Source organism: Phytohabitans sp. LZ39 (assembly GCF_059359075.1).
Map to the genome: position 1 here is coordinate 134,889 of NZ_JCADBM010000016.1, position 21,461 is coordinate 156,349.

General features: G+C 70.3%; 19 protein-coding genes, 1 tRNA gene and 1 pseudogene. 14 read left to right on the top strand and 7 right to left on the bottom strand.

The genetic code is table 11. The annotated features are described in order from the left end of the window. Nucleotides 1–196: 196 nt before the first annotated feature. The 3 genes from AC5L36_RS28330 to argS are packed head-to-tail and all read right to left on the bottom strand — an operon-like array spanning nt 197 to nt 4,518. Complete coding sequence (locus AC5L36_RS28330) at nt 197–1,489, bottom strand: homoserine dehydrogenase (RefSeq protein WP_441221670.1); 1,293 nt, start codon at nt 1,487–1,489, stop codon at nt 197–199. Continuing rightward, nucleotides 1,486–2,871, bottom strand: a complete 1,386-nt coding sequence (gene lysA, locus AC5L36_RS28335) for a diaminopimelate decarboxylase (protein ID WP_441221672.1) — start codon at nt 2,869–2,871, stop codon at nt 1,486–1,488. The genes AC5L36_RS28330 and lysA overlap by 4 nt, the downstream gene beginning before the upstream one ends. Nucleotides 2,872–2,874: 3 nt before the next feature. Continuing rightward, nucleotides 2,875–4,518: an arginine--tRNA ligase gene (argS, locus tag AC5L36_RS28340; protein WP_441221674.1), complete on the bottom strand. Its 1,644-nt coding sequence runs from the start codon at nt 4,516–4,518 to the stop codon at nt 2,875–2,877. A gap of 98 nt (nt 4,519–4,616) precedes the next feature. Here argS and AC5L36_RS28345 point away from each other — a divergent pair, with 98 nt between their 5' ends. The 5 genes and pseudogenes from AC5L36_RS28345 to AC5L36_RS28365 form a co-directional block, all read left to right on the top strand. After that, nucleotides 4,617–5,477, top strand: a complete 861-nt coding sequence (locus AC5L36_RS28345; protein ID WP_441221676.1) for a thioredoxin-like domain-containing protein — start codon at nt 4,617–4,619, stop codon at nt 5,475–5,477. A 3-nt stretch (nt 5,478–5,480) separates the two neighbouring features. Next, complete coding sequence (locus AC5L36_RS28350) at nt 5,481–6,143, top strand: DUF305 domain-containing protein (protein ID WP_441221678.1); 663 nt, start codon at nt 5,481–5,483, stop codon at nt 6,141–6,143. A 377-nt stretch (nt 6,144–6,520) separates the two neighbouring features. After that, on the top strand, nt 6,521–7,189 hold the full coding sequence (locus tag AC5L36_RS28355; RefSeq protein ID WP_441221680.1) for a helix-turn-helix domain-containing protein: 669 nt from the start codon (nt 6,521–6,523) through the stop codon (nt 7,187–7,189). Between the two features lie 61 nt (nt 7,190–7,250). Beyond that, nucleotides 7,251–7,325: transfer RNA gene (locus AC5L36_RS28360), tRNA-Arg, on the top strand. 61 nt (nt 7,326–7,386) lie between these two features. After that, nucleotides 7,387–7,768, top strand: a pseudogene (locus AC5L36_RS28365) (TCP-1/cpn60 chaperonin family protein); the annotation flags it as partial. Between the two features lie 101 nt (nt 7,769–7,869). Here the strand turns inward: AC5L36_RS28365 and AC5L36_RS28370 are convergent. Next, a complete protein-coding gene (locus AC5L36_RS28370) occupies nt 7,870–8,433 on the bottom strand; it encodes a hypothetical protein (protein WP_441221890.1) in 564 nt (187 codons plus the stop codon). A gap of 515 nt (nt 8,434–8,948) precedes the next feature. On the opposite strand from AC5L36_RS28370, the gene AC5L36_RS28375 reads away from it, so the two are divergent. The 7 genes from AC5L36_RS28375 (at nt 8,949) to AC5L36_RS28405 (ending at nt 15,253) form a co-directional block, all read left to right on the top strand. Further along, complete coding sequence (locus tag AC5L36_RS28375; RefSeq protein ID WP_441221682.1) at nt 8,949–9,941, top strand: diacylglycerol/lipid kinase family protein; 993 nt, start codon at nt 8,949–8,951, stop codon at nt 9,939–9,941. A 142-nt stretch (nt 9,942–10,083) separates the two neighbouring features. Next, nucleotides 10,084–10,500, top strand: a complete 417-nt coding sequence (locus AC5L36_RS28380; RefSeq protein WP_441221684.1) for an ATP-binding protein — start codon at nt 10,084–10,086, stop codon at nt 10,498–10,500. 102 nt (nt 10,501–10,602) lie between these two features. Then, on the top strand, nt 10,603–11,655 hold the full coding sequence (locus AC5L36_RS28385) for a fatty acid desaturase family protein (protein ID WP_441221686.1): 1,053 nt from the start codon (nt 10,603–10,605) through the stop codon (nt 11,653–11,655). Between the two features lie 26 nt (nt 11,656–11,681). Continuing rightward, on the top strand, nt 11,682–13,004 hold the full coding sequence (locus AC5L36_RS28390) for an AI-2E family transporter (protein ID WP_441221688.1): 1,323 nt from the start codon (nt 11,682–11,684) through the stop codon (nt 13,002–13,004). Between the two features lie 130 nt (nt 13,005–13,134). Next, complete coding sequence (locus tag AC5L36_RS28395) at nt 13,135–13,470, top strand: STAS domain-containing protein (RefSeq protein WP_441221690.1); 336 nt, start codon at nt 13,135–13,137, stop codon at nt 13,468–13,470. 282 nt (nt 13,471–13,752) lie between these two features. Continuing rightward, the gene (locus AC5L36_RS28400; protein WP_441221691.1) at nt 13,753–14,478 is read left to right on the top strand and encodes a GAF and ANTAR domain-containing protein; all 726 of its coding nucleotides are present in this window, start codon (nt 13,753–13,755) and stop codon (nt 14,476–14,478) included. A gap of 43 nt (nt 14,479–14,521) precedes the next feature. Beyond that, on the top strand, nt 14,522–15,253 hold the full coding sequence (locus tag AC5L36_RS28405) for an ANTAR domain-containing protein (RefSeq protein WP_441221693.1): 732 nt from the start codon (nt 14,522–14,524) through the stop codon (nt 15,251–15,253). A 70-nt stretch (nt 15,254–15,323) separates the two neighbouring features. On the opposite strand, the gene AC5L36_RS28410 is transcribed toward AC5L36_RS28405, so the two are convergent. The 3 genes from AC5L36_RS28410 to AC5L36_RS28420 all read right to left on the bottom strand — a co-directional run bounded on the left by AC5L36_RS28410 (nt 15,324) and on the right by AC5L36_RS28420 (nt 16,824). After that, nucleotides 15,324–15,713, bottom strand: a complete 390-nt coding sequence (locus AC5L36_RS28410; RefSeq protein WP_441221695.1) for an STAS domain-containing protein — start codon at nt 15,711–15,713, stop codon at nt 15,324–15,326. Nucleotides 15,714–15,923: 210 nt separating this feature from the next. Further along, a complete protein-coding gene (locus AC5L36_RS28415) occupies nt 15,924–16,460 on the bottom strand; it encodes a DUF5994 family protein (protein WP_441221696.1) in 537 nt (178 codons plus the stop codon). Between the two features lie 97 nt (nt 16,461–16,557). After that, the gene (locus AC5L36_RS28420) at nt 16,558–16,824 is read right to left on the bottom strand and encodes a lipopolysaccharide assembly protein LapA domain-containing protein (RefSeq protein WP_441221698.1); all 267 of its coding nucleotides are present in this window, start codon (nt 16,822–16,824) and stop codon (nt 16,558–16,560) included. A 340-nt stretch (nt 16,825–17,164) separates the two neighbouring features. Between AC5L36_RS28420 and AC5L36_RS28425 the strand changes: the two genes are divergently transcribed. Further along, on the top strand, nt 17,165–20,632 hold the full coding sequence (locus AC5L36_RS28425) for a glycosyltransferase (RefSeq protein ID WP_441221700.1): 3,468 nt from the start codon (nt 17,165–17,167) through the stop codon (nt 20,630–20,632). Nucleotides 20,633–20,776: 144 nt separating this feature from the next. Continuing rightward, nucleotides 20,777–21,445, top strand: a complete 669-nt coding sequence (locus tag AC5L36_RS28430) for a hypothetical protein (protein ID WP_441221702.1) — start codon at nt 20,777–20,779, stop codon at nt 21,443–21,445. The last annotated feature ends 16 nt before the right edge of the window (nt 21,446–21,461 follow it).

Genomic DNA, 21,461 nt, shown 5'->3' on the forward strand with positions numbered 1-21,461 from the left:
CCAGCGGCTGCGCCGCACTGGACCGTGACCAACGGCGGACCCGGCAGCGGACGGCCGGGGTTTCGACGAGCCCCTCGGGCGAGGAGCCGGCCGGGAGCGGTGCCCGCGGGAGCATACGGACCGCTGCCAACCACGGACGCGGGCAAATAGGCACTTAAAGCATTGTGGGATTGGGTCTGGACCCGTCGCGGACGTCTTATGTGGCCTCTATGCCTTCGACGCGGAGGACGCTGGCGATGGAGCGGACGATGTCGAGCTGCTGGAGCTCGCGCACCGTGGCGGCGAGTGCGGCGTCGGGGGCGGCGTGGGTGACGATCACCAGGACCGCCTCGTCGCCGCGGCCGGACTGGCGGACGGTGGCGATGGAGACGTCGTGCTTGGCGAAGACGCCGGCCACCGCGGCCAGCACGCCGGCGCGGTCGGCCACGTCGAGGCTGATGTGGTAGCGGGTGACCGCCTCGCCCATCGGGCGGATCGGCAGGTCGGCGTAGCGGGACTCGCTCGCGGCGCGTACCCCGGCGAGCCTGTTGCGGCTGACCGCGACGATGTCGCCGAGGACGGCGCTCGCGGTCGGCGCGCCCCCGGCGCCGCGGCCGTAGAACATGAGCTGGCCGGCGGCCGCGGCCTCGACGAAGACCGCGTTGAAGGCGTCGCCGACGCTCGCCAGCGGGTGTGACCGGGGGATCATCGCCGGGTGCACGCGCACGCTCACCGAGTCGTCGACGCGCGCCGCGATGCACAGCAGCTTGATCGTGCAGCCCATCGCCTTGGCGCTGGCCATATCGGCGGCGGTGACCTCGGTGATGCCTTCGCGGTGCACGTCGGCGGCGCTCACCCGGCTGTGGAACGCGAGCGACGCGAGGATCGCCGCCTTCGCCGCCGCGTCGAAGCCCTCGACGTCTGCCGTGGGGTCGGCCTCCGCGTAGCCGAGGGCGGTGGCCTCCTCCAGTGCCTCCTGGAAACCGGCGCCGGTAGCGTCCATAGAGGACAGGATGAAGTTGGTGGTGCCGTTGACGATGCCGGTGACGCGGGTGATCGTGTCGCCGTGCAGTGACTCGCGGAGCGGGCGCAGCAGCGGGATCGCGCCGGCCACCGCCGCCTCGTAGTAGAGGTCGGCGCCGCCGTCGGTGGCCGCGTCGTGCAGCGAGCCGCCGTCTTCGGCCAGCAGCGCCTTGTTGGCGGTGACCACGCTCTTGCCGCTCCGGAGCGCCTCGACGAGCCAGGTGCGGGCCGGCTCGATGCCGCCGACAACCTCGACCACCACGTCGACGTCGTCGCGCTTGACCAGGCCGAGCGCGTCGGTCGTGAAGAGCGCCGGGTCGACGGGCAGGTCACCCCGATCACGGCCGAGCCGCCGCACGGCGATGCCGGCGATCTCCACCGCGGCGCCGATCCGGGCCGTGAGGTCACCGGCCTGCTGGTGCAGCAGCCGGACCACCTCCGAGCCGACCGTGCCGCACCCCAACAGCGCCACCCGTACAGGCTTCATCCCACATCCAATGCCAGCAGGTCGTCTTCGGTCTCCCGCCGGACGATCACACGCGCCCGCCCGTCACGCACCGCAACCACCGGAGGCCGCGGCACGTGGTTGTAGTTGCTCGCCATGCTCCGGCAGTACGCGCCGGTGCCGGGCACGGCGAGAAGATCTCCGGGCTGCACGTCGGCGGGCAGGAATTCATCCTTAACGACCACGTCACCGGACTCGCAATGTTTTCCCACCACCCGGGCGAGGATGGGTGGCGCGGTCGAGGCGCGGGAGGCGACCGTCGCCGAGTACGTCGCGCCGTAGAGGGCCGCGCGGATGTTGTCGCTCATGCCGCCGTCGACGCTCACGTACGTGCGGATACCGTCGACGTCCTTGACCGTGCCCACCTCGTACAGCGTGAAGACGGCCGGCCCCACGATCGCCCGCCCCGGCTCGATCGACAGGCGGGGCAGCGCCAGCCGCAGCGACTCGCACTCGTCGGCCACGATCTTGTCGAGCCGCTTGGCCAGGTCGGACGGGGAGGCCGGGTCGTCCTGCGTCGTGTACGCGATGCCGAAGCCGCCGCCCAGGTCGAGCTCGGGCAGCTCGACACCGCGGGCGTCGCGGATCTGCGCTTGGAGCCCAAGCACGCGGCGGGCGGAGACCTCGAAGCCGCTGGTGTCGAAGATCTGCGAGCCGATGTGCGAGTGGAGCCCGCGCAGGTCGAGCACGCCGTCGTCGATGATCCTTGCGGCGGCTGTGAAAGCTGACCCGCCCGACAGCGAGAAGCCGAACTTCTGGTCTTCATGGGCGGTCGCGATGAACTCGTGTGTGTGTGCCTCGACGCCGACCGTCACCCGCAGCAGCACGGCGGGCGTTTTGTCCAGCCTGCGGGCGATCTCGGTCAACCGCTCGATCTCGTGGAACGAGTCGACGATGATCCGCCCCACCCCGGCCTCGACGGCGCGGGTCAGCTCGGGCACCGACTTGTTGTTGCCGTGGAAGCCGATCCGCTCCGGCGGCATCCCGGCCGACAGCGCGGTGGCCAGCTCGCCACCGGTGCAAACGTCGAGGTGCAGCCCCTCCTCGGCGATGATCCGCACCACGGCCCGGCAGAGGAACGCCTTGCCCGCGTAGTACACGTCGCAGCCGGCGAACGCCGCCAGGAAGTCGCGGCAGCGCTCGCGCAGGTCGTTTTCGTCGAGGACGTACGCCGGGGTGCCGAACTCCTCCGCCAGGTCGCGGACGCTGACCCCGCCGATGGCGAGCGCGCCGTCGGCGGCGCGCGCCACGCCGCTGGGCCACAGCTGCGGCAGGATCACGTTGACGTCTTCGGGGGTACGGAGCCAGGCCGGCCCGGTGCTGCCCAGCTCTCCGTGCAGTGCCCCCGCTTCGTGCGCGCGCAAGCCTTACATCCTCTCCGGCGCCGAGACGCCCAGCAGGTCCAGTCCGTTGGCGATCACGGTACGGGTGGCGTCGTTGAGCCACAGCCGCGCGCGGTGCAGATCACCGATCGGCTCGTCACCCATGGGGAGGATGCGGCAGTTGTCATAGAACCGGTGGTACGAGCCGGCCAGCTCCTCCAGGTAGCGGGCCACGCGGTGCGGCTCGCGCAGCTCGGCCGCCGCGGCCACGATCGCCGGGTAGTCGCCGAGCGCCTTGAGCAGGTCCTGCTCCTTTTCGTGGCCGAGCAGCTCGGGGCGGAAGTCGTCGGCCTCGCCGCGGGTCAGCCCGACCTCGGCCGCGTTGCGGGCGACGCTGGCGGTACGCGCGGCCACGTACTGCACGTAGTAGACCGGGTTGTCGCGGGTGCTGCGGGTCCACAGGTCGACGTCGATGTCGATCGGCGAGTCGAAGGAGAAGCGAGCCAGCGCGTACCGCGCGGCGTCCACCCCGATCGACTCCACCAGGTCTTCGATCGTCACGACCGTGCCGGCCCGCTTGCTCATCCGCAGCGGCTCGCCGTCTTTGACCAGGTGGACGAGCTGGCCGATGCGGATCTCCAGCGAGCGCTCCGGGTCGTCGCCGAAGCACGCGGCCATCGCCCGCATCCGGCCGATGTATCCGTGGTGGTCGGCGCCGAGCAGCATGACGAGCCGGTCGAAGCCACGCTCGCGCTTGTCGAGGTAGTAGGCGCAGTCGGCGGCGAAGTAGGTCCACTCACCGTCCGACTTGCGCAGCACCCGGTCCTTGTCGTCGCCGAAGTCGGTGGTGCGCAGCCAGATCGCGCCGTCCGCGTCGTACACGTGGCCCTGGTCACGCAGCCGGGCCAGTGCCGTGTCGAGCTCACCGCTCTCGTGCAGGTGGGACTCTCTGAAGAAGAGGTCGAACGGCACGCCGAACTCGGCCAGCGACGCGCGGATCTCACGCAGCATCTTCGCCACGCCCTCGACCCGGAACGTCGCCTCGTCGGCGTCCGGGTGCTCCTTCTTGATCTCGTCGGCGATCTCCTGGATGTACGCACCCGCGTAGCCGTCCTCGGGCACCGGCCGCCCCTCGGCCGCCGCGAACAGCGAGCGGCCGAAGCGGTCGATCTGGGCACCGGCGTCGTTCACGTAGTACTCGGTGCCGACGTCGGCACCGGTGGCGCGGAGCAGCCGGGCGAGCGCGTCTCCGAGCGCCGCCCACCGCGCGCCACCGATGTGCACCGGCCCGGTCGGGTTGGCGGAGACGAACTCCAGGTTGATCCTCTGGCCGGCGAGGCGGTCGCTGTGCCCGTACCCCTGGCCGGTCTGCACCACGACGCGGGCGAGCTGACCCGCGGAGGCCGTGTCGAGACTGATGTTGAGGAAGCCCGGACCGGCGATGTCGACCGACTTGACCCCGGGTGTCCGACCCAGGTGGTCGGCGATGCCGGACGCCAGGTCACGGGGCTGGACCCCCACCTTCTTCGCCAGCTGAAGCGCGATCGTCGATGCGTAGTCGCCGTGCTCGGGGTTGCGCGGGCGCTCGACAGTGGTCGATGCTGGCAGAGCGGCAGGATCGAGCCCACGCTCGGAAAAGAGCGCGTGGGCAGCGGCGAGGACAGCCTCAGCGAGCTTGGCGGGAGTCACCGAGCAATGCTAGCGGGGGTACAGTGGGTCCCTCGGCGGCGACCCTGTGCCCGCGCTCGATCCGCCACCCCCGTGACCGACCGACCAGACGAGGCACCATGAGCATAAGCACCCCGGCCGGCGACCAGCGCCGTCCGTCCGTGGTCAGCACCGGTAAGAAGGCGCCGGCTGGCTCTGCTTCATCGGGCAAGACGTCCGGTGGCGGCAAGGGCGGCTCCGGCTCCTCGGGTGGCAAGGGTGGTGGCGCCGGCGGCGGCAAGCCCGGCGGCGCGGGCAAGGGCGGCGGCGGCAAGGGCCCGCGCAAGCCGATCACGCCGGTCAAGGTCAGCCAGGGCCGCAGCTGGGGCCCGATCGCGCTCTTCGTCGCGGTCGGCCTGCTCGCGGTCGCCATCGTGGGCTACGGCGCGTACGCGGCGTTCCAGGGCTCCCGCTCCTGGGAAGACCGCGCCGCCGACATCGACGGCATCGTCAACTACCGGGAGAAAGACCCGGCGATGGCCCAGGGCGGCCAGCACGTGCAGGGCAAGGTGCAGTACCCGGTCAGCCCGCCGGTCGGCGGCCAGCACAACAACGACTGGCAAAACTGCATGGGCGACGTCTACGACGCCCAGATCGCCAGCGAGCACGCGGTGCACAGCCTCGAGCACGGCGCGGTGTGGATCACCTACCGCCCCGACCTGCCCAAGGACCAGGTCGACAAGCTCGCCGAGAAGGTGCGCGGCAAGGAAAAGCTGCTGATGAGCCCGTTCCCGGGCCTGGACAAGCCGATCTCCATCCAGGCGTGGGGCTACCAGCTCAAGGTCGACAACGCCAACGACGGCCGCATCGACGAGTTCATCAAGGCGCTGCGCGTCAACGCCTCCGTCGAGGGCCCGACCGCCCTCTGCGCCCAGGGCATCACCGCCACGGGCAGCGAGCCGCGCAACCTCCCGCAGCAGCAGCAACAGCAGGGCGGCTGAGCGGTGGTGGCCACAGCCGCGTCCCCAGAGGCGGCGACCTCGCCCGACGGCCCCTCACGCGGGGCCGCCGGGCGGCGCTTCGGCACGGCGGCGCTGGCGCTCTCCGTCGTGGTCGGCCTCTTGCTCGGGTACGCGGCGGGTTGGCTCACGCCGACCCTCACCCGCCCCGGCGACAGCTCTGCCGAGGCGGGGTTCGCCCGCGACATGACCACGCATCACGCGCAGGCGATCCAGATGGCGCTGGTCGCGTTCAAGTACGGGCAGGACGACGCGGTCACGCAGCTGGGCGTCGACATCGCCACGGGCCAGCAGGGCGAGATCGGCATCATGCAGACCTGGCTCCGCCAGTGGGATCTCGACCCGACGGGCTCCGAGCCCGCGATGGCTTGGATGCCCGACGGCGAAAAGCTGATGCGCGACGGCGGCCTGATGCCCGGCATGGCCACCAAGGCGGAGGTGGATCAGCTTGAGGCCGCGCGCGGCCACGAGCTCGACGTCCTTTTCCTCAACCTCATGATCAAGCACCACCTCGGTGGCATCCACATGGTCGACGCGATCCTCGACCAGTCCGGCAACGAGCAGGTCACCGAGGCCGCCCAGCGCATGAAGAACACCCAGCAGGGCGAGATCGACAACATGCGGAGCATCCTCAGTCGCATTCAGTAGTTTTCTGACTACCTAGCGCTACCTGACCCTTTTGCCGTCGTTGTCCGGGCGTGGGGGTTGTTGTAGCTGCTTCGCCATGTCGCCGTCCGCCGTCCGCCGCCGGCCTGGAACTGCTGTTCTCCCATCCCGCCGCCCCCCAGCCGGGCGCGGCCGCGAGACCCACGCCGGGGACGCCGGTAGCGTTCCGCGCTCCCGCCAGCTCTCTCCCCGCCGGCGGCGCCGTGTCGGCAGGCGGCGGTCCCGACGCCGGTGGCGTCAGGCCGGTGGCGCCGCGCCGGCCGCTGCCGACCTCCGGTATCCCCGCGACCTCGCCAGGCCCTGCCCCGGTCAGCAGCTCCACGCCCTCCTCGGATGCTGCTGTCGACGTCGGCCCGGCCGTGGATGGGCGCCGCGGCTCACTCAGTGACGCCCGCCGCCAAGCCGCACACTGGTGCCGCCGCTACCGAGCCGGCGGCGACGGCGCGGTGGCCGCCCGACGCCGCCACGGCGTACTCACCCGCGACCAGGAGATCGCCCTGATCGAAACCATGCGCGACCGCTTCCCCGACCAACTCAACCTGACCGGTCCCCTGTGGAGCCGCCAGTCCGTGGCCGCCCTCGTCGAACGCCTCCACAACATCCCGCTCAGCCCGGCCGCTGCCGCCCGGTACCTCCGCGCCTGGGGCCTGACCACCCGCGAACCGGTAGACCGCGCCTGCCCCCTGTGCGCCGAGTCAGTGGTCCGCTGGCAGGCCGAGGTCTACCCCGCCATCAGCCGCGCCGCGCAGCAGCAGCGCGCCGAGGTCTACTGGGCCGGCAAGACCCGCCTGCACGGCGTAACCCCGGCGACCGAGGTCGTCGCGGCCATCTCCACCCGCGGCTGGGTCCGCTTCATGGTCACCACCGAACCCGAGCTACCACGCGACTTCCTGACCCGCCTCCTGCCGACCTCCGGCCGCCTGACCCACGTCGTCGCGGACGGCTCGTGGTCATGCGCGGAATGGCCCCGCCGGGTCCCGGACGGCGTGGTGCTGCACGCTCTGCCGAGCTGTGAGCGGGCCCGCTAGGGCCCGGCGGTGTCGGTTCGGTCCGGCACGCCCGCACCTGCTAGTCTTCGTGGGTCGCTGAGCCCCCGTAGCTCAGGGGATAGAGCACCGCCCTCCGGAGGCGGGAGCGCAGGTTCGAATCCTGCCGGGGGCACCACACGCACGAGTAAACGCTCTACGGCCCGTTGCCAGGCGCTGACGGTGGCCAGCAGCATTCGGACGCCGTGCGTAACGCCAAGCCGCCGTCGAGGAAGGCCTGCTGCCCGGTGGCGGGGTGGCGCTGGCCAACGCCGCGGCGACCGCTTTCGACAAGCTCGACCTGACCGGGGACGAGGCCACCGGAGCCAACATCGTGCGAGTCGCGCTCACCGCGCCGCTGCGGCAGATCGTCGTCAACGCCGGCCTCGAAGGCGGCGTGGTGGCCGAGAAGGTCGAGGCCCTTCCGCCGGGCCGCGGCCGCAACGCCGCCACCGGTGAGTACGTGGATATGTTCGAAGGCGGGCATCGTCGAGCCCGCCCAAGGTCACCCGCTGCGCGCTACAAAACGCCGCGTCGATCGCCGCTCTGTTTCCGACCACCGAGATGCTCGTCGTCGAGAAGCGGCGGAGACGGCGGAGTAGGACAAGGGTGGAGGCGGAGGTGGTGAGGCGGCGGCCGGCCCCCGCCGGCCGCTGCCCCGCCCATACGCCAACCGATATTGATCAGCGACCGGCGAGCCGGGCGACCTTGGCGGTGAAGCCGCCGAGCATCTGCCCGGGGCGTTGCTGCTCACCCTGCTGCGATCCCAACGCGACGATGGCGGCGGTCAGCACGGGCGTGGCCCACTGCAAACCCCGCAACTGCTGCTGCGCGGTGGCGATGTCGTCCGGCGTTTCCTGCGACGCCACAGCGCCGCTCTCGGCCTCCACCTTGCCGGCCTTGGCCAGCTTCGCACCGAGTACACCGCTGTAGACGGTGGTGCCGATCGCGACCACGGTCAGGGCCGTCTTGATCGCCGTATTCGCGGTGACGCCCGACTGGCCGCGAACCCGGCCACGATTGGCTAACAACAGACCGAGACCGCCGACCACGTGGGCGCCGACCGCCGCCGCGGAAACCGGAGCCCACCGGGCCCACCCCGCCGAGGCCACCCGGACCCGGTCGCGGGAGTCGCGCACGTCCTTGGACGCACCGTTGAGACCGACGGCTCCCATCAAGGAACCGCCCAACCAAATCGCCGCGCCCATGTCGTGCAGGGTACGGACAACCGTATTGCGTTCGTTCATGTTGCACTCCTCGTGCCAATAAATCGAAATGGGACACGACCCGTTTCGGCCGTACCTTGGTGGTCGTCCTGGCGGTGGCCGAAAGTCGACGGGGCCATCTCACGCGTCGCCTGTTTCTCGCGGGCCACCGCAGGGGATGCGAAGTGGATGCCCACCGCATGACCCGGCAAACCAAACCGGCCAATTCGTGGCCCGCCTCACCTGGGATAACCACAGCCATCACGGCAACCCGCCGGGCGACGTGCCCGCCGTCACCTCGCCGCATCCGTCGGCTTCGTTTGCCCGGAGATTTGACGGGTATACATGTCAAACAATCAATTGTTGCCCCCGCCCGCGCCAGCGCGGTCCCGCTTTCACACCTCAGGAGACCCGATTACCACCCTCATGAGCCATCCGGTCGCGTCGCCAACATCCGGCCGCCTGCCGCGAACCCTCACCAGACGGCTGCTTCCCGGCGCTGTGCATGGCGCCCGGCCGAGCGACCGGACACCAGACCTGATAGCGCGGCCGAGCTGATGGACGTCGCGCAGAGATCCGCGGCCCGGCCGGTCCGGTCAGCCGTGGTCGTCAACCCCGTCAAGGTTGACGACCTCGACGATTTCCGCGCGAGCGTGGACGGCACGCTGACCGCGGCCGGTTGGCCGGCACCGCGGTGGTACCAGACCACTCCGGAGGAGCCCGGACGCAGCCAGACCGCGGCCGCGGTCGCAGCTGGCGCGGAGATCGTTTTCGTCGCCGGCGGAGACGGCACCATCCTCTCGGCGGTCTCCGCGCTCGTGGGCACGGACACCGCGATGGCGGTCCTGCCGGCGGGTACCGGCAACCTCTTGGCCGCGAACCTCGGCCTCTCCACCGACGTGGCCGCCGGGCTCGAGGTGGCCTTGGAAGGCGGCCTGCGCCGGCTGGACGTGGGCGAGGTCGACGGGCAGCACTTCACCGTGATGGCCGGCATGGGCTTCGACGCCCGCATGCTCGATGGGACCTCGGACACCGCGAAGGCACGCTTCGGATGGCCAGCGTACGTAGTTGGAGCCCTACGACACATCAGGGACCGCCGGATGAACGTCACCGTCCGCATCGACGGCGGCGAGCCGATCCGGCGCAAGGCACAGACGGTGCTCGTGGCCAACGTCGGACGACTACAGGGGGGCGTACGCCTGCTGACCCAGGCACGCCCGGACGACGGACTGCTGGACGTCGCGATCCTGACACCGCGCCTCCTGCGGCACTGGCTGGCGCTGGGCTGGGCGGTCCTGCGGCGCAAGGAACGGGTGCCCTCCATGGAGGTGTTCCGCGGGACCCGCGTGGAGATTGCCAGCGATCGGGCACAGCCCCGCCAGCTCGACGGCGACCTCATCCAGATCGGCCGGCTGCTGGACGTACAGGTACAGCCGAAGGCGCTCTGGATGTGTGTGCCGCAACCGGCCGACCACCCGGACCTGGCCGAGGACGCCGACGCGGCCGCCGAGCGCGGCCACCGCCTCGCAAAGCCTGCTACAACGGCCTGAACAAACCCTCGGCGAGGGCTACGCGAACCGTACGCCGCGGCGAGCGACGGTTGGGACCGCGTCGTGTGGGCAGTGTGTGGGGTGAGGCGCAACATTCGGCGCAACCGCTGAGGGCGAGGCGATACCGTTGTCCGAGGCAGGTATGCCAGTGAGCATCACATTGTGCCTGCCCCGTGAGGTCGAGAGCCTTCGGATGGCCCGCACCGTCGTCAGCGCCGCCCTGTCGGCCCTGGAGGTGACGCGGGCCTGCCGTGAGCAGTTCGCCATCGTGGTCAGCGAGGCCTGCGGCAACGTCGTCGCGCACGCCGACGGCACCGACGCCTACGTCGTGAGAGTGAACGTCACGGACGGCCGATGCGACGTCGAGGTGGTCGACCAAGGAGCCGGCTTCGTCTACGACGCACAGGCCCCTCGACCCCAACCGACTGCCGCGTCCGGACGCGGCCTGTACCTGATCGACTTGCTGACCGATCAGGTCATCGTGACCAGCGACCTCGAGCACGGCACCACCGTGTGGTTTACCAAGCGTCTGGAATTCACCGATACCCCGACCGGATGACGGCTCGCATGTTAGATGCGGCACGGGCTGGGTATTTCATCAATCTTCGCTCCGGACCCCGGCGAGGCAACCCCACATTTGCCACGTATCGCTGGAGCCCGGATGCAGTCGACGCAAGCCCCTACCGTCACGCCTGTCGCCAGGTCCGCGGCGCCGCCGCGAGGTAGCGACTACGCCGAGCTCTCCCGCCAGGTCAAGGACGCCGGCTTGCTGGAGCGGCGTCCCGGCTCATACGCCCGCCGGCTGTCAGCCGCCGCGGCCATGGGCGTCGTCGCGGTGGCCGCGCTCCTGCTGATCGGCGACTCGTGGTGGCAGCTCGCGCTGGCACCGTACTGGGCGGTGGTCTCCACCCAGCTCGGTTTCCTGGGCCACGACGCCGGCCACCGCCAGATCTACACGTCCCGGCGCGCGAACCACATCCTCGGTGTCCTACTCGCCAACCTCGGCGTCGGCTTCAGCTACCGCTGGTGGGTCGACAAACACAACCGCCACCACGCCCACCCCAACCACGAGGACAAGGACCCGGACGTCGGCGCCGGCGCCCTCGTGTTCTTCGCCGGACAGGCACAGGCCAGCGGTCGTGTCGCCCGCCTCTTCTACCGCTACCAGGCCTGGGGATTCTTCCCACTGTTGATGCTGGAGGCACTCAACCTGCGGGTAGCCAGCGTCCGGTACCTGCTGGCAGACCGCACACGCGCGCACCTACGCGAACTGCTGCTGGTGAGCATGCACCTCACCGGCTACCTCGCGCTCGTCTTCCTGGTCCTGCCACCTGGCAAGGCCCTGGCCTTCATCGCCGTTCACCAGGCCCTGTTCGGCCTGTACCTGGGTTGCTCCTTCGCCCCCAACCACAAGGGCATGCCTGAGCTCACCGCGGCGCAGGAAGCCGACTTCCTGCGCCGCCAAGTCCTCACCTCCCGCAACGTGCGCGGTCACTGGCTGACCGACAACGTCCTGGGCGGCCTCAACTATCAGATCGAGCACCACCTGTTTCCGTCGATGCCTCGAGCCAACCTGCCCAAGGCCCAGCACATCGTCCGGCGGTTCTGCGCGACCCATCGGGTGTCCTACATGGAGACAAGCCTGATCGCCTCGTACGCGCAGGGACTACGCCACCTCGACGCCGTCGGACGATCACCTGGCACAGGGCAATGACACGGACAAGGATGGATGGTTCCGCGATGAGGTGGACACGTTCGGTGCGTGAGCGGGCCCGGGCCCGACTGGCCGCCGCGCAGAGCGCCGGCCCGCCACCCTTCGACGCCGACGCCGACGCCGACGGCGTCACCGGCTCCGGGCCGGACCACGTGATGATGGTGCGGCCAGCGCCGACCGTCGACGACGGCCTGCCCCCAGGTGTACGAGTCGCGGGGGCTTGGGCGTGGCGGCTGATCCTTTTCGTCGCCGCCGGCTACGTGCTGCTGCGGCTGGTCGGCATGCTCCGCCTCGTCGTCATCCCGGTCGCCGTGGCGCTACTGCTCGCGGCCCTGTTCCAGCCCGTGGTCGCCGCACTGCGCCGGCGCGGGATGAACCGGTCGGTCGCGGCCGCGCTCGTCCTGGTCGCCGGGCTACTGGTCGTCCTCGGCGGTCTCGGCCTGATCGTGCAGACTTTCGTCTCCCAGTTCGACGACCTGTCCACCCAGGTTCGGGAAGGCGTGGACGAGGTTCAGAGCTGGTTGGCCCGCGGCCCGCTGCACATCTCACAGACGCAGATCAGCGACAGCATCGACAGCCTCCAGCAGCGGCTCTCCGACAACCAGGGCATGCTGACCTCCGGTGCGTTGAGTACCGCCACCACCGTCGGCGAGGTGGTCGCCGGATTCTTCCTGGTTCTGTTCACCCTGTTCTTCTTCCTGCGCGACGGCGACCGCATCTGGCGGTTCGTCTGCCGCCTACTGCCCCGTCCCGCCCGCCTGCCGATGGCCCGCGCCGGCCACTACTCCTGGCACACCCTGGTGTCCTATGTGCACGCCACCGTCCTGGTCGCTTTCGTCGACGCGGTCGGCATCGGCATCGGCTTGGCCGTCCTGCGGATCCCGCTCGCGCTGCCGCTGGCCGCCCTGGTCTTCCTGACCGCGTTCATCCCGGTCATCGGCGCCACCCTGTCCGGCGCGGTCGCGGTCCTCGTCGCCCTGGTCACCCAGGGGCCGGTCAGCGCCCTGATCCTGCTCGCCATCGTCATCGGCGTCCAACAACTCGAAGGCCACATCCTGCAACCGCTCATCATGGGGCGCGCCGTCGCCCTGCATCCCCTCGCCGTCATCCTCGCCATCGCCATCGGCGTGGTCACCGCCGGCATCGTCGGCGCCCTGGTCGCCGTCCCGCTGCTCGCGGTCGGCAACACCGCCGTGCGATACCTGGTCGCGCACCCCACGGGCGAACCCACCCCGGACCACACTCCACCGGGCACCGAACCAACCGACGACGACCAGGCGGAAGCCGAACGCCTTCAAGAGGCCGGACGAGCGCGAACCAACCGGTCCGCCGCTCACCTCGCCGGATGACGCGCCGGCTGCGATCCGCCGCGACCGCGGCTAGACTCCCCAGTGATGGACCATCGCCCCGGACCTCGGCGCTGGCGGTCTAGGAGCGGGTTGGCTGCCGCTCCGATTGAGGTCCGAGAGCAGGTGCGTCGTGATCCTTTCCCATCAGATGCGTAAGACGCCCCATGGGATTCAAGTCTTGCTGTCCGGCGAGATCGACATGTCCGTCCAACAGGAACTGCACGACGTCCTGCACGCCGTCGTCGCCGCTTCCCCGACGATCACCGAAGTGGACCTTCGCGAGGTCACCTTCTTGGATTGTGCGGGTATCGGCGAACTCGTGGGCGCCTGCCTCGACGCACGCCGCCGCGGGCAGATCCTGATCGTTACCCAGCCGCGGGCATTCGTCCGCGAGGTGCTGGATTTGGTGAACACGCTGGCCTTGCTGACGTCCCGACCGGCCGCTTTTGTCGGCGGCGACGTTTAGCCCCCGTTCGTACGGTCCACCGGCAAGCGTGTTCCTGCCGCGGGCCCACTGGGAGGACGCCGGGTTCATGGGCTTGCCGTGTGGGGAAACGGGCGTTCCGGCCGCGACGGGGCCCGCCTTGTCGCGGTAGGGTCGAGCGGGAATGTCGACCCGTGGCTGCTCTGGTCCCTGGTAGTGCCTGACCTGCGGAAAGGTGCAGCCGTGAAGATGACCAGCGGTCTGGTGCGGCATCGACGTGGCACGAGGTCGCGGACCGTGCGCTGGGCGAGCCGGTGACAGCGGATGGATGACTATGCCGCCCGTATCAAAGCGCTCATCGCGCGGCAGCCGGCCGGCCTGAACGCCGGGACCGGCATGGCTGGTTTCCTGCAACGGCTGTGCGCGGTGGCCACCCAGGCGCTGGGAGTGTCGGGAGCGGGTGTGAGCCTGATGGCCGAGGACGGGGTGCGGCGCCTGGCCACCGCCTCCGATCCGGCGACCGAGCGGCTCGAGGAGGTGCAGTTCGTGTTGGGTGAAGGGCCCTGCATCGACGCCTTCCAAGCCCGCCGCCCGGTCCTGATACCCGACCTGGCGGACGGGGCGGTGCACCGGTGGCCGGTCTACACGCCCACCGTCCACGACAGCGGAGTCCGTGCGGTGTTCGCGTTCCCGTTGCAGGTGGGCGCGAGCCGCTTGGGCGTCCTGGACCTGTTCCGGACTCGGCCCGGACCGTTGACCGGCAAGGAGCTGGGGCAGGCGCTGGTCTTCGCGGATGTCGCGGTGGGCACGCTGCTGGATGGGCAAGAGCGTGCGGGCCCGGGCGCGACCGCCGACGGGCTGGCCGAGGCGATGGAAGGCCGGGCAGAGCTGTTCCAGGCTCAGGGCATGGTCATGGTCCAGCTCGGTGTTCCCCTCGCCGAGGCGATGGCGCGGCTGCGGGCCTACGCCTTCGCCGAGGGCCGCCCACTGGCCGAGGTGGCGCGAGATGTGGTCGCCCGCCGGCTACGGTTCGACCGAGACCAGCCATGAGCGAAGCATCCACCCAGATTTTGGAAAGGGCTGTGAGGCAGTCATGACCACCGTTTCCGCTGAACGGCTCGCCCGGGTCTTCGTCGAGGTCGCCGACACCCTGGTCGACGAGTTCGACCTCATCGACTTCCTGCACATGCTCACCGACCGCACCGCCACCCTCGTCGAGGCCGCCGCGGTCGGGCTGCTGCTGGCCGACCAGCGCGGCCAACTGGAGTTCCTAGCCGCCTCCGATGAGAACACCAAGCTCCTGGAGCTCTTCCAGGTACAAAACAGGGAAGGCCCGTGCCTGGACGCGTTCCACACCGCGACACCCGTGGTCAACGCCGACCTGGCCGACGCGACCAGCAGGTGGCCGCGCTTCGCGCCCCGCGCGACCGCGGCTGGTTTCCGCTCGGTCCACGCCTTCCCGCTACGGCTACGCAACCAGGTGATCGGCGCGCTCAACGTCTTCGGCCGCGAACCCGGCCCCAGCCTCGGCGACGCCGACGTGCCCATCGTGCAGGCCCTGGCCGACATCGCCGCGATCGGCCTGCTCCAAGAACGCGCCATCCGCCGCAGCGAGCTACTCACCGAGCAACTGCAAGGCGCGCTCAACAGCCGGATCATCATCGAACAAGCCAAAGGCGCCATTGCCCAAGCCCGCGCGGTAAGCATCGACGAGGCGTTCACCCTCATCCGGGCCTACTCCCGAGCCCACAACCGCCGCATCGGCGACGTCGCGCGCATGATCGTCACGGATCCGACTGGCATCCCCGGACTCGTCAACCCCTGACCCGGCCCTGGATCTGCCGCCTACGGGAGGCGGGCGGTCCTGACGACCAAGGCGAGGATCTCGTGGCCGGTCATCTGGCTGCCGAGTGTCCGGATCCCGCGGCACCGGAAACGGTCGTCGCGGCCGTGAACACGGCGAGCAGCCCGGTGACCTCCAACACTCGACGGACGATGGGTTGCGGGTGGCTGACTCGCATCTGGTGTCCGGCTTGGATGGCGGCGTCGCGCACCGCGACAAGTGCGGCAAGGCCGGTGCAGTCCAGGAAGGTTACCCCGGCCAGGTCGACGTCGAGCAGGTCCGGACTCCGGTCGCGCAACAGGCGCAGTAGCCGCTCGCGCAGCATCGGCGTGGTTGCCAGGTCGACCTCGCCGACCACGGCGACGCGGGCCGTGACCGCCGAAGGATAGGTGGTGTCGATGTGTAGCTGCGCCAATGCGGTCACCGGCGAAAATGTGGTCATGGACATTTGTTCCTCCAGCCCAGCGTGCCTCAACGATTGTGTGGTGAGCGGGCGGGGACTGGGCCCAGCCGGTAGGCCAGCCGGCTCTGTGGTGTAGCCCTCTGGACGGCAGCACCTTGACGATCTGAGCCCGGTCGACGTACGTCGCTGCCGCCGTCGTCGCCGTATGGCGGCATGCGTAGCAGCAGCCGAACCGGGCTGATGCGGGTCCTACATCGCCCGGGTTGGGGTGGGACCGGTGCGTCCGCCTTCGGCCTCCCAGGCGTCCTCGGCGGTGCCGTCGATCGGGCGTGTGGTGGGGGTGCTGACGGCCAGGAGGATGTGTTGGGCGTGAACGAGGTTGGTGGTGGCGGCGGCCAAGACCATGGCCGCGTCGGCGGTGCCTTCGGCGGTGTTGGGTGGGACGACGAGCAGGTCGATCCGGTCGTTGCCGCAGATCGCGGTCAACAGGCTGACCGGTTGGCTGCTGAAGTAGCCCAGCCGCAGGACACGGCCGGCTAGGCCGAGGCGGCGGGGATGGCTGTCCCAGCCGGCGGCGGCCAGGACCAGTCGCGTGACCGGTCCGCGGAGCTTGTCGATCGCCAGGACCAGGCCGGGCAGCTCGGCGACGGGGTCGGTGGAGCGGGGCCACCAGGCGCCGTCCAGAAGGGTGCGGCGTGCGCCGGTGGGTTCCATCCGCAGGCGTGGGGTCGATGGCGGTGTCAACGAGGTGGTGGTCATGCGTGCGGCGGCAGATGTGGCGGCCATGGTCGACTCCTCGCCCGCCGTCGGATCGGGATCCGGCGGTCGGCGGCTGGTTGACGGTGCGGTGGTCTGGAGATGCCCCGAGACGTGCCGGGTCCGGTCAGTGGCGCTGGCGGGACAGGCGGCGGCGTAGCTGGGTGATCCGGGCGGCCCCGACCACCATGGTCAGCAGCGCGGCGCCCACGGCCGCCATCAGCAGCGCCAACGCCAGCGGCAGGCTGCCGTCCATCCACAGGAAGTCGACCCGCACGCTGCGGGTGTTCTGCAACATGAACACGATCAGCACCACGAAAAGCAACGCGGCGGCACAGATACCAAACCAGGCGGCGCTGGTGCGGGTACGAGGCACCCGGTTGGCGGTTGTCATCGGCGGTGTCGTCTCCGGAACTCCCCGCGACGCCGCGGTGGCCGGGTCATCGGAACCGCTTCGAACACGACGTAGGTCGTTGGACATGACGTCCCCCTCGGGGTGGGCCGGCGTGGCGGGCACCTCAGCGGTGGGATGTCGTCGATTCCGGGATACCCACATCGTACACCCGTTCGGTCGACTTGGTGGCTTATCGGCCGGGCGACGCCCGACTGCCCGCCGGTCCAGGGCTGGGCCGGGGTGCGGTTGACGGTAGGCTCGGCGAGTTTGGCGGTCCAATCAGTAACCTTGAGTTCATCGACTCCCGCCGCCGCTGCGGCATCGGTGTGAGCGAGGTGGCATGGCAGGCGATCACGAGCGATCCGTTCCCGGTCTGGACGGGCAGGAACGTCAGGCCATCGCGGCCGCGTTGTGGGACTCGTGGCGATCGGGACTGCGCCGTGGCGCCATCATCACCGGCCTGCCCGGCATCGGGAAGTCGACAGGAATCGTGTCGCCGCTGATCGAGCGGGCCAGGAAGCAGGGTCTTTCCTGTGTTCTCGTCGACGCACAGCCTCGTGGCGAAGACAGCCCCATCGACGCCGAGGCCGCCTTGCTCGATGATCTTCGGTCCGAGATGGAGCAGGCCGAAATGGAGTTCGGTGCGCAGCGCGGCCTGTTCACCGAGCTTCGGGTGCTGCTGCGTCGCGACGTGCTGGTCGTGATCGACGAGTTCCAGCGGCTGCTCGACCCGGCGGGCCGGCCCGTGTCCCCGTTCGCCGACGAACTCGGCAAGCTGGTGTCGCGAGCACCCGCGGGCGCCCTGTGGCTGCTGTCCAACCGCGAGATCGATCCACGGTGGACCGGGCAGTTCCATGTGGCCAAGCTGCCCGCGCCGCCCACCACAGACGCGATCAACATCGTTCTCGCCAACCTCGACTCCGACGTCGACCCGGACGACTGGTTCCCGGTGGACCAGCGGGAACGGACGGTCGAGCGGCTCGGGGCCAACCCGCGCATCCTCCGGCTGCTCGCAAGACTGCTCGGCAAGAACGCCTTGGACCAACTGCTCGGGCCGGACCCCGGAATCGCCCCCGACCCCGCACTCATCAACGCCATAGAGATCGACCTGGTACGGAAGGCGGCCGAGGGTCTCTCCGAACCTGCGTTGAGCGCGCTCAACGACCTCTCCGTGCTCGACAAGTGGGCCGACGACGGCCTGCGCACCGCGATGATCGGGCGGCTCGGCGACACCGGCCGGATCGTCCGGGAACTTGTGGACCGCTACCTGCTGGAGACCCGCCCGGTCCGGCAGGGCTCGGCATCCGCGCAGATCTTGGTCCGGGTGCATCCGGTGGTCCGCGAGCTCAATACGGTCCGGAGGCACGGCGACGAAACCGCGTGGCGCGCCGCCCACCGGCGGGCCGGCGAGTGGTACGCCCGCCCGCTGCTGACCCGCGACCTCGGCCAGGTCAGCGAAACCCGGCTGGCCACCGCCCTCGACGACGCCGAGCGCCATCTGGACAAGGCACAGGCCGACGAGTTCGGCGACGACATCTCGGCCCGAGTCCGCCTCTACCTTGCGCGCTACGAATGGGTTCGGGACCTCCCCGAGCAGGCCGTGGACCGGGATGGACGGATCGCGCTGCTCGGCGCGTACCTGACCGACGTCGACGCGCCCCCGCTGAGCTACCACCTATCGCATCTGCTCTGGGCGCGTGGTGGCCCGGACGATCGGCGCCGCGCGCTCACGTACGCGAAACGTGCCACGGTCGGACAGGCCGAGCCCTACCCGTGGTTGCACTGGATCCAGCTGGTCCGTCAGCTCGATGGCTTCGCGGCCGCAGCCGCGGCGAGCCGGGAAGCGCTCCCCCACGTCATGACGCGGAAGGCCAGGATCTACGTCGAACTGGGCGCCGCGCTCGCCCACGACGGCCGGGTTGCCGAGGCCGTGGCCGAGCTGCGCAAGGGCTGCCAGGGGCTCTCGGACGAACGACCCCGCCTGGCCCAGCACGCGTTGTTCTACGCCACGGGCGAAACCGATCCGGCGCTCTTGCGGGAGACCCGGGACTGGCTGCACACGCGCCGCGAGCTCCAGCCCCAGGCCCTGCTCGCGGACGTCCTCCTGCTACAGCATCAGAGCCGCTGGGCGGAGAGCATCGAGCGGGCGCGCGAGGCCCGTGCCGTACGGCCGTTGGTGCACCTGTCGATGTGCGAGGCGATCGGCTGCCTGGCCGTCGGCGAACCGGCCAGGGCGCGGATGGCACTGGCCGACGCCCGCAAGGAGGACAAGTCGAGACGCCGGATGCCGGTCGAAGGAAAGGACTGGCTGGCCGCCATGATCGAACTGATGGCTGGCCGCCCGCGCGAGGCGCGCCGCGAACTGGCCCGGTACCTCGACGATCCGCCAGCCAAGCCGGACGAGATCCGGGACAGCCTGCTGAGCCTGTGGGATCGCCGGATCGCGACTCAGGGTGAGTTCAATCCCTCGCTGCACTTCCCGATCCTGCCGCCGTCGATCACGGGCCTGCCCTCGAACGTCCACCGCCCCCAGTACGGCGGACCCGTCTTACCTCAGCACCGCCACGCCGAGGAGACCCGCATGGGAGAAAGTTCAGCAGCGCCCGAGCAGGGACCGGTCGTCCTCGCGGTCGCCACGGAATGGCGATCGGTGCACGGCGGCCTCAGCACATTCAACCGCCAGCTGTGCACCGCCCTGGCCCAGGCCGGCGCGCGGGTCTTCTGCACTGCCCCGAAGGCATCGGAGACCGAGCGCCAGGAAGCCGCGGACGCGAACGTGACGCTCGTCCGACCGCTCAAGATGCACGGCGGCTCGGTCTCCGACATCCTTTCCCGGCGACCGGAGCTTCCGCCCGGCGCCGAGCCGGACATCATCATCGGTCACGGCCGGGTGACCGGCCGCGCTGCGGAGAACCTGCGCGACCACTTCCCAGACGCCCGTCGCGTGCACTTCATCCACATGGCGCCCGACGAGATCGAATGGTTGAAGACTGACCGCAAGGACGACACCGCCGTGCGAGCCGAAGAGCGGACCAGGGAGGAATGGAACCTGGGGCGCGACGCGCACCGGGTCGTCGCTGTCGGGCCTCGGCTCTACGACCGTTACGTACGTGATTTCTCCGCCCTCGGGGTCACCTCGGTCAGCCGAATGGATCCCGGATTCGACGTGGCCGACGTTGCCGTCGCCCGGACGCCGCCGCCCGGCGGGCCATGGTCGATCCTGCTGTTCGGCCGCGCGGAGGATGCCATTCTGAAGGGCCTCGACATCGCCGCGCGGGCGGTCGCCCTAGCGGCCGCGGACCGGGGCCCGCGGGCCGAAAAACTCGAGCTCAAGGTCCGCGGCGCGCCCGACAATACGTCCGCGGAGCTCGTGGAGAAGCTGGTGGCCTGGGCCAACAACCCGCTCGCCCGGCGGCCGATCGTCCGGTCCTATTCCACTGACCACGAGGACCTGGGCATCGATCTGCGTGCGGCCAGCCTGGTCCTGGTGCCGTCCCGGGCCGAGGGCTTCGGCCTGGTGGGCGTCGAGGCGATCCAGGCCGGTACGCCGGCGCTGATCAGCGAGGAGAGCGGCTTGGGCAAGCTCCTGGAGGAGACGCTCGACGAAGAGGCGAGGGCGCGCGTCGTCGTCCCGGTCACCGGCAACCTGGAGACCGACGCAACCGCCTGGAGCAAGGCCATCGCCGGCGTCCTGCGCGACCGGGAGGCTGCCTTTGCCGACGCCGCCCGCCTACGCACCCGCCTGGCCCAGGCCCACACCTGGTCCGCCGCGGCCATCCAACTCCTCGACGAGTGCCGCAAGCCCTGAGATTCCGTTGCTGATCGGTGCTGGGCGCCGGGAGCGTACGGGGGTGTCCACCGCGCGAAGCCGGCGGCTGATACGCGGGTATGGCATGCGAATGGACCTGTGGTATCACGACCGGCGCGACGTCTCGGACCTACCCTCCGCGGCATGACAGATAGACGAATCGTCGCCGCAGGGCGCGGGCTGCGGGTGTTCCTCGCCGGCGCGGACGACGTGCGACCACCGACCAACCCCGGACGGCGCATGGCGGCGTGGCTTCTCGCCTCGGCCGGGGCCGCGTACCTCGCGTACGGCGCGGCCACCTACCTGGACGCGAAATCCGGCCTCCCGACGTGGGTTTGCGCCTTCGCCGGCGCGGCGCTCGCGGCACCTCTGCTGCTCGTGGTGACCCGTCCCCTGCTGGCCTGGCGGGTGGCCTGGGTCGGCGCGGTGGTCACCGGGATAGCCGTCCAGGCCCACCACCGCACGCCGTTCTCGTGGCATCCCGCCATCTTCGTGGCGCTGATACTCATCCTGTACATGGTGGTGCTGCGGCAACCCGCGGCGGTCAGTGCGTGGGCCTGGGCGAGCATGGTGGTGCTCATCTGGGTGTCGTTCTACCCGGCGGACCGGATCCCGCTGAGCGTGATCGTCGCCATCCCGGTGGCCATCGCGTACATGGTCCGCCACCGGCGGGCGCATCAGCGGCGGCGCCTGGAGCCGGCCCTCGCGCCGTGGCTCGTCGCCCCGATCACGCACGACGGCAGCACCGCCGAAGACCGTGTGAAATACCGGGCTGGGAAAGCACCATCCATCGAAGGAGTCATCCGCGGATGAACGCAGGCCAGCACTG

What these genes read in the sequence shown, in the direction of transcription:
- AC5L36_RS28390 (WP_441221688.1), top strand. Translation starts at nt 11,682, where the DNA reads ATGAGGTGGACACGTTCGGTGCGTGAGCGGGCCCGGGCCCGACTGGCC.
- AC5L36_RS28385 (WP_441221686.1), top strand. Translation starts at nt 10,603, where the DNA reads ATGCAGTCGACGCAAGCCCCTACCGTCACGCCTGTCGCCAGGTCCGCG.
- AC5L36_RS28370 (WP_441221890.1), bottom strand. Translation starts at nt 8,433, where the DNA reads ATGAACGAACGCAATACGGTTGTCCGTACCCTGCACGACATGGGCGCG.
- AC5L36_RS28330 (WP_441221670.1), bottom strand. Translation starts at nt 1,489, where the DNA reads ATGAAGCCTGTACGGGTGGCGCTGTTGGGGTGCGGCACGGTCGGCTCG.
- AC5L36_RS28430 (WP_441221702.1), top strand. Translation starts at nt 20,777, where the DNA reads ATGACAGATAGACGAATCGTCGCCGCAGGGCGCGGGCTGCGGGTGTTC.
- AC5L36_RS28410 (WP_441221695.1), bottom strand. Translation starts at nt 15,713, where the DNA reads ATGACCACATTTTCGCCGGTGACCGCATTGGCGCAGCTACACATCGAC.
- AC5L36_RS28425 (WP_441221700.1), top strand. Translation starts at nt 17,165, where the DNA reads ATGGCAGGCGATCACGAGCGATCCGTTCCCGGTCTGGACGGGCAGGAA.
- AC5L36_RS28405 (WP_441221693.1), top strand. Translation starts at nt 14,522, where the DNA reads ATGACCACCGTTTCCGCTGAACGGCTCGCCCGGGTCTTCGTCGAGGTC.
- AC5L36_RS28380 (WP_441221684.1), top strand. Translation starts at nt 10,084, where the DNA reads ATGCCAGTGAGCATCACATTGTGCCTGCCCCGTGAGGTCGAGAGCCTT.
- AC5L36_RS28420 (WP_441221698.1), bottom strand. Translation starts at nt 16,824, where the DNA reads ATGACAACCGCCAACCGGGTGCCTCGTACCCGCACCAGCGCCGCCTGG.
- AC5L36_RS28400 (WP_441221691.1), top strand. Translation starts at nt 13,753, where the DNA reads ATGGATGACTATGCCGCCCGTATCAAAGCGCTCATCGCGCGGCAGCCG.
- AC5L36_RS28415 (WP_441221696.1), bottom strand. Translation starts at nt 16,460, where the DNA reads ATGGCCGCCACATCTGCCGCCGCACGCATGACCACCACCTCGTTGACA.
- AC5L36_RS28375 (WP_441221682.1), top strand. Translation starts at nt 8,949, where the DNA reads ATGGACGTCGCGCAGAGATCCGCGGCCCGGCCGGTCCGGTCAGCCGTG.
- AC5L36_RS28345 (WP_441221676.1), top strand. Translation starts at nt 4,617, where the DNA reads ATGAGCATAAGCACCCCGGCCGGCGACCAGCGCCGTCCGTCCGTGGTC.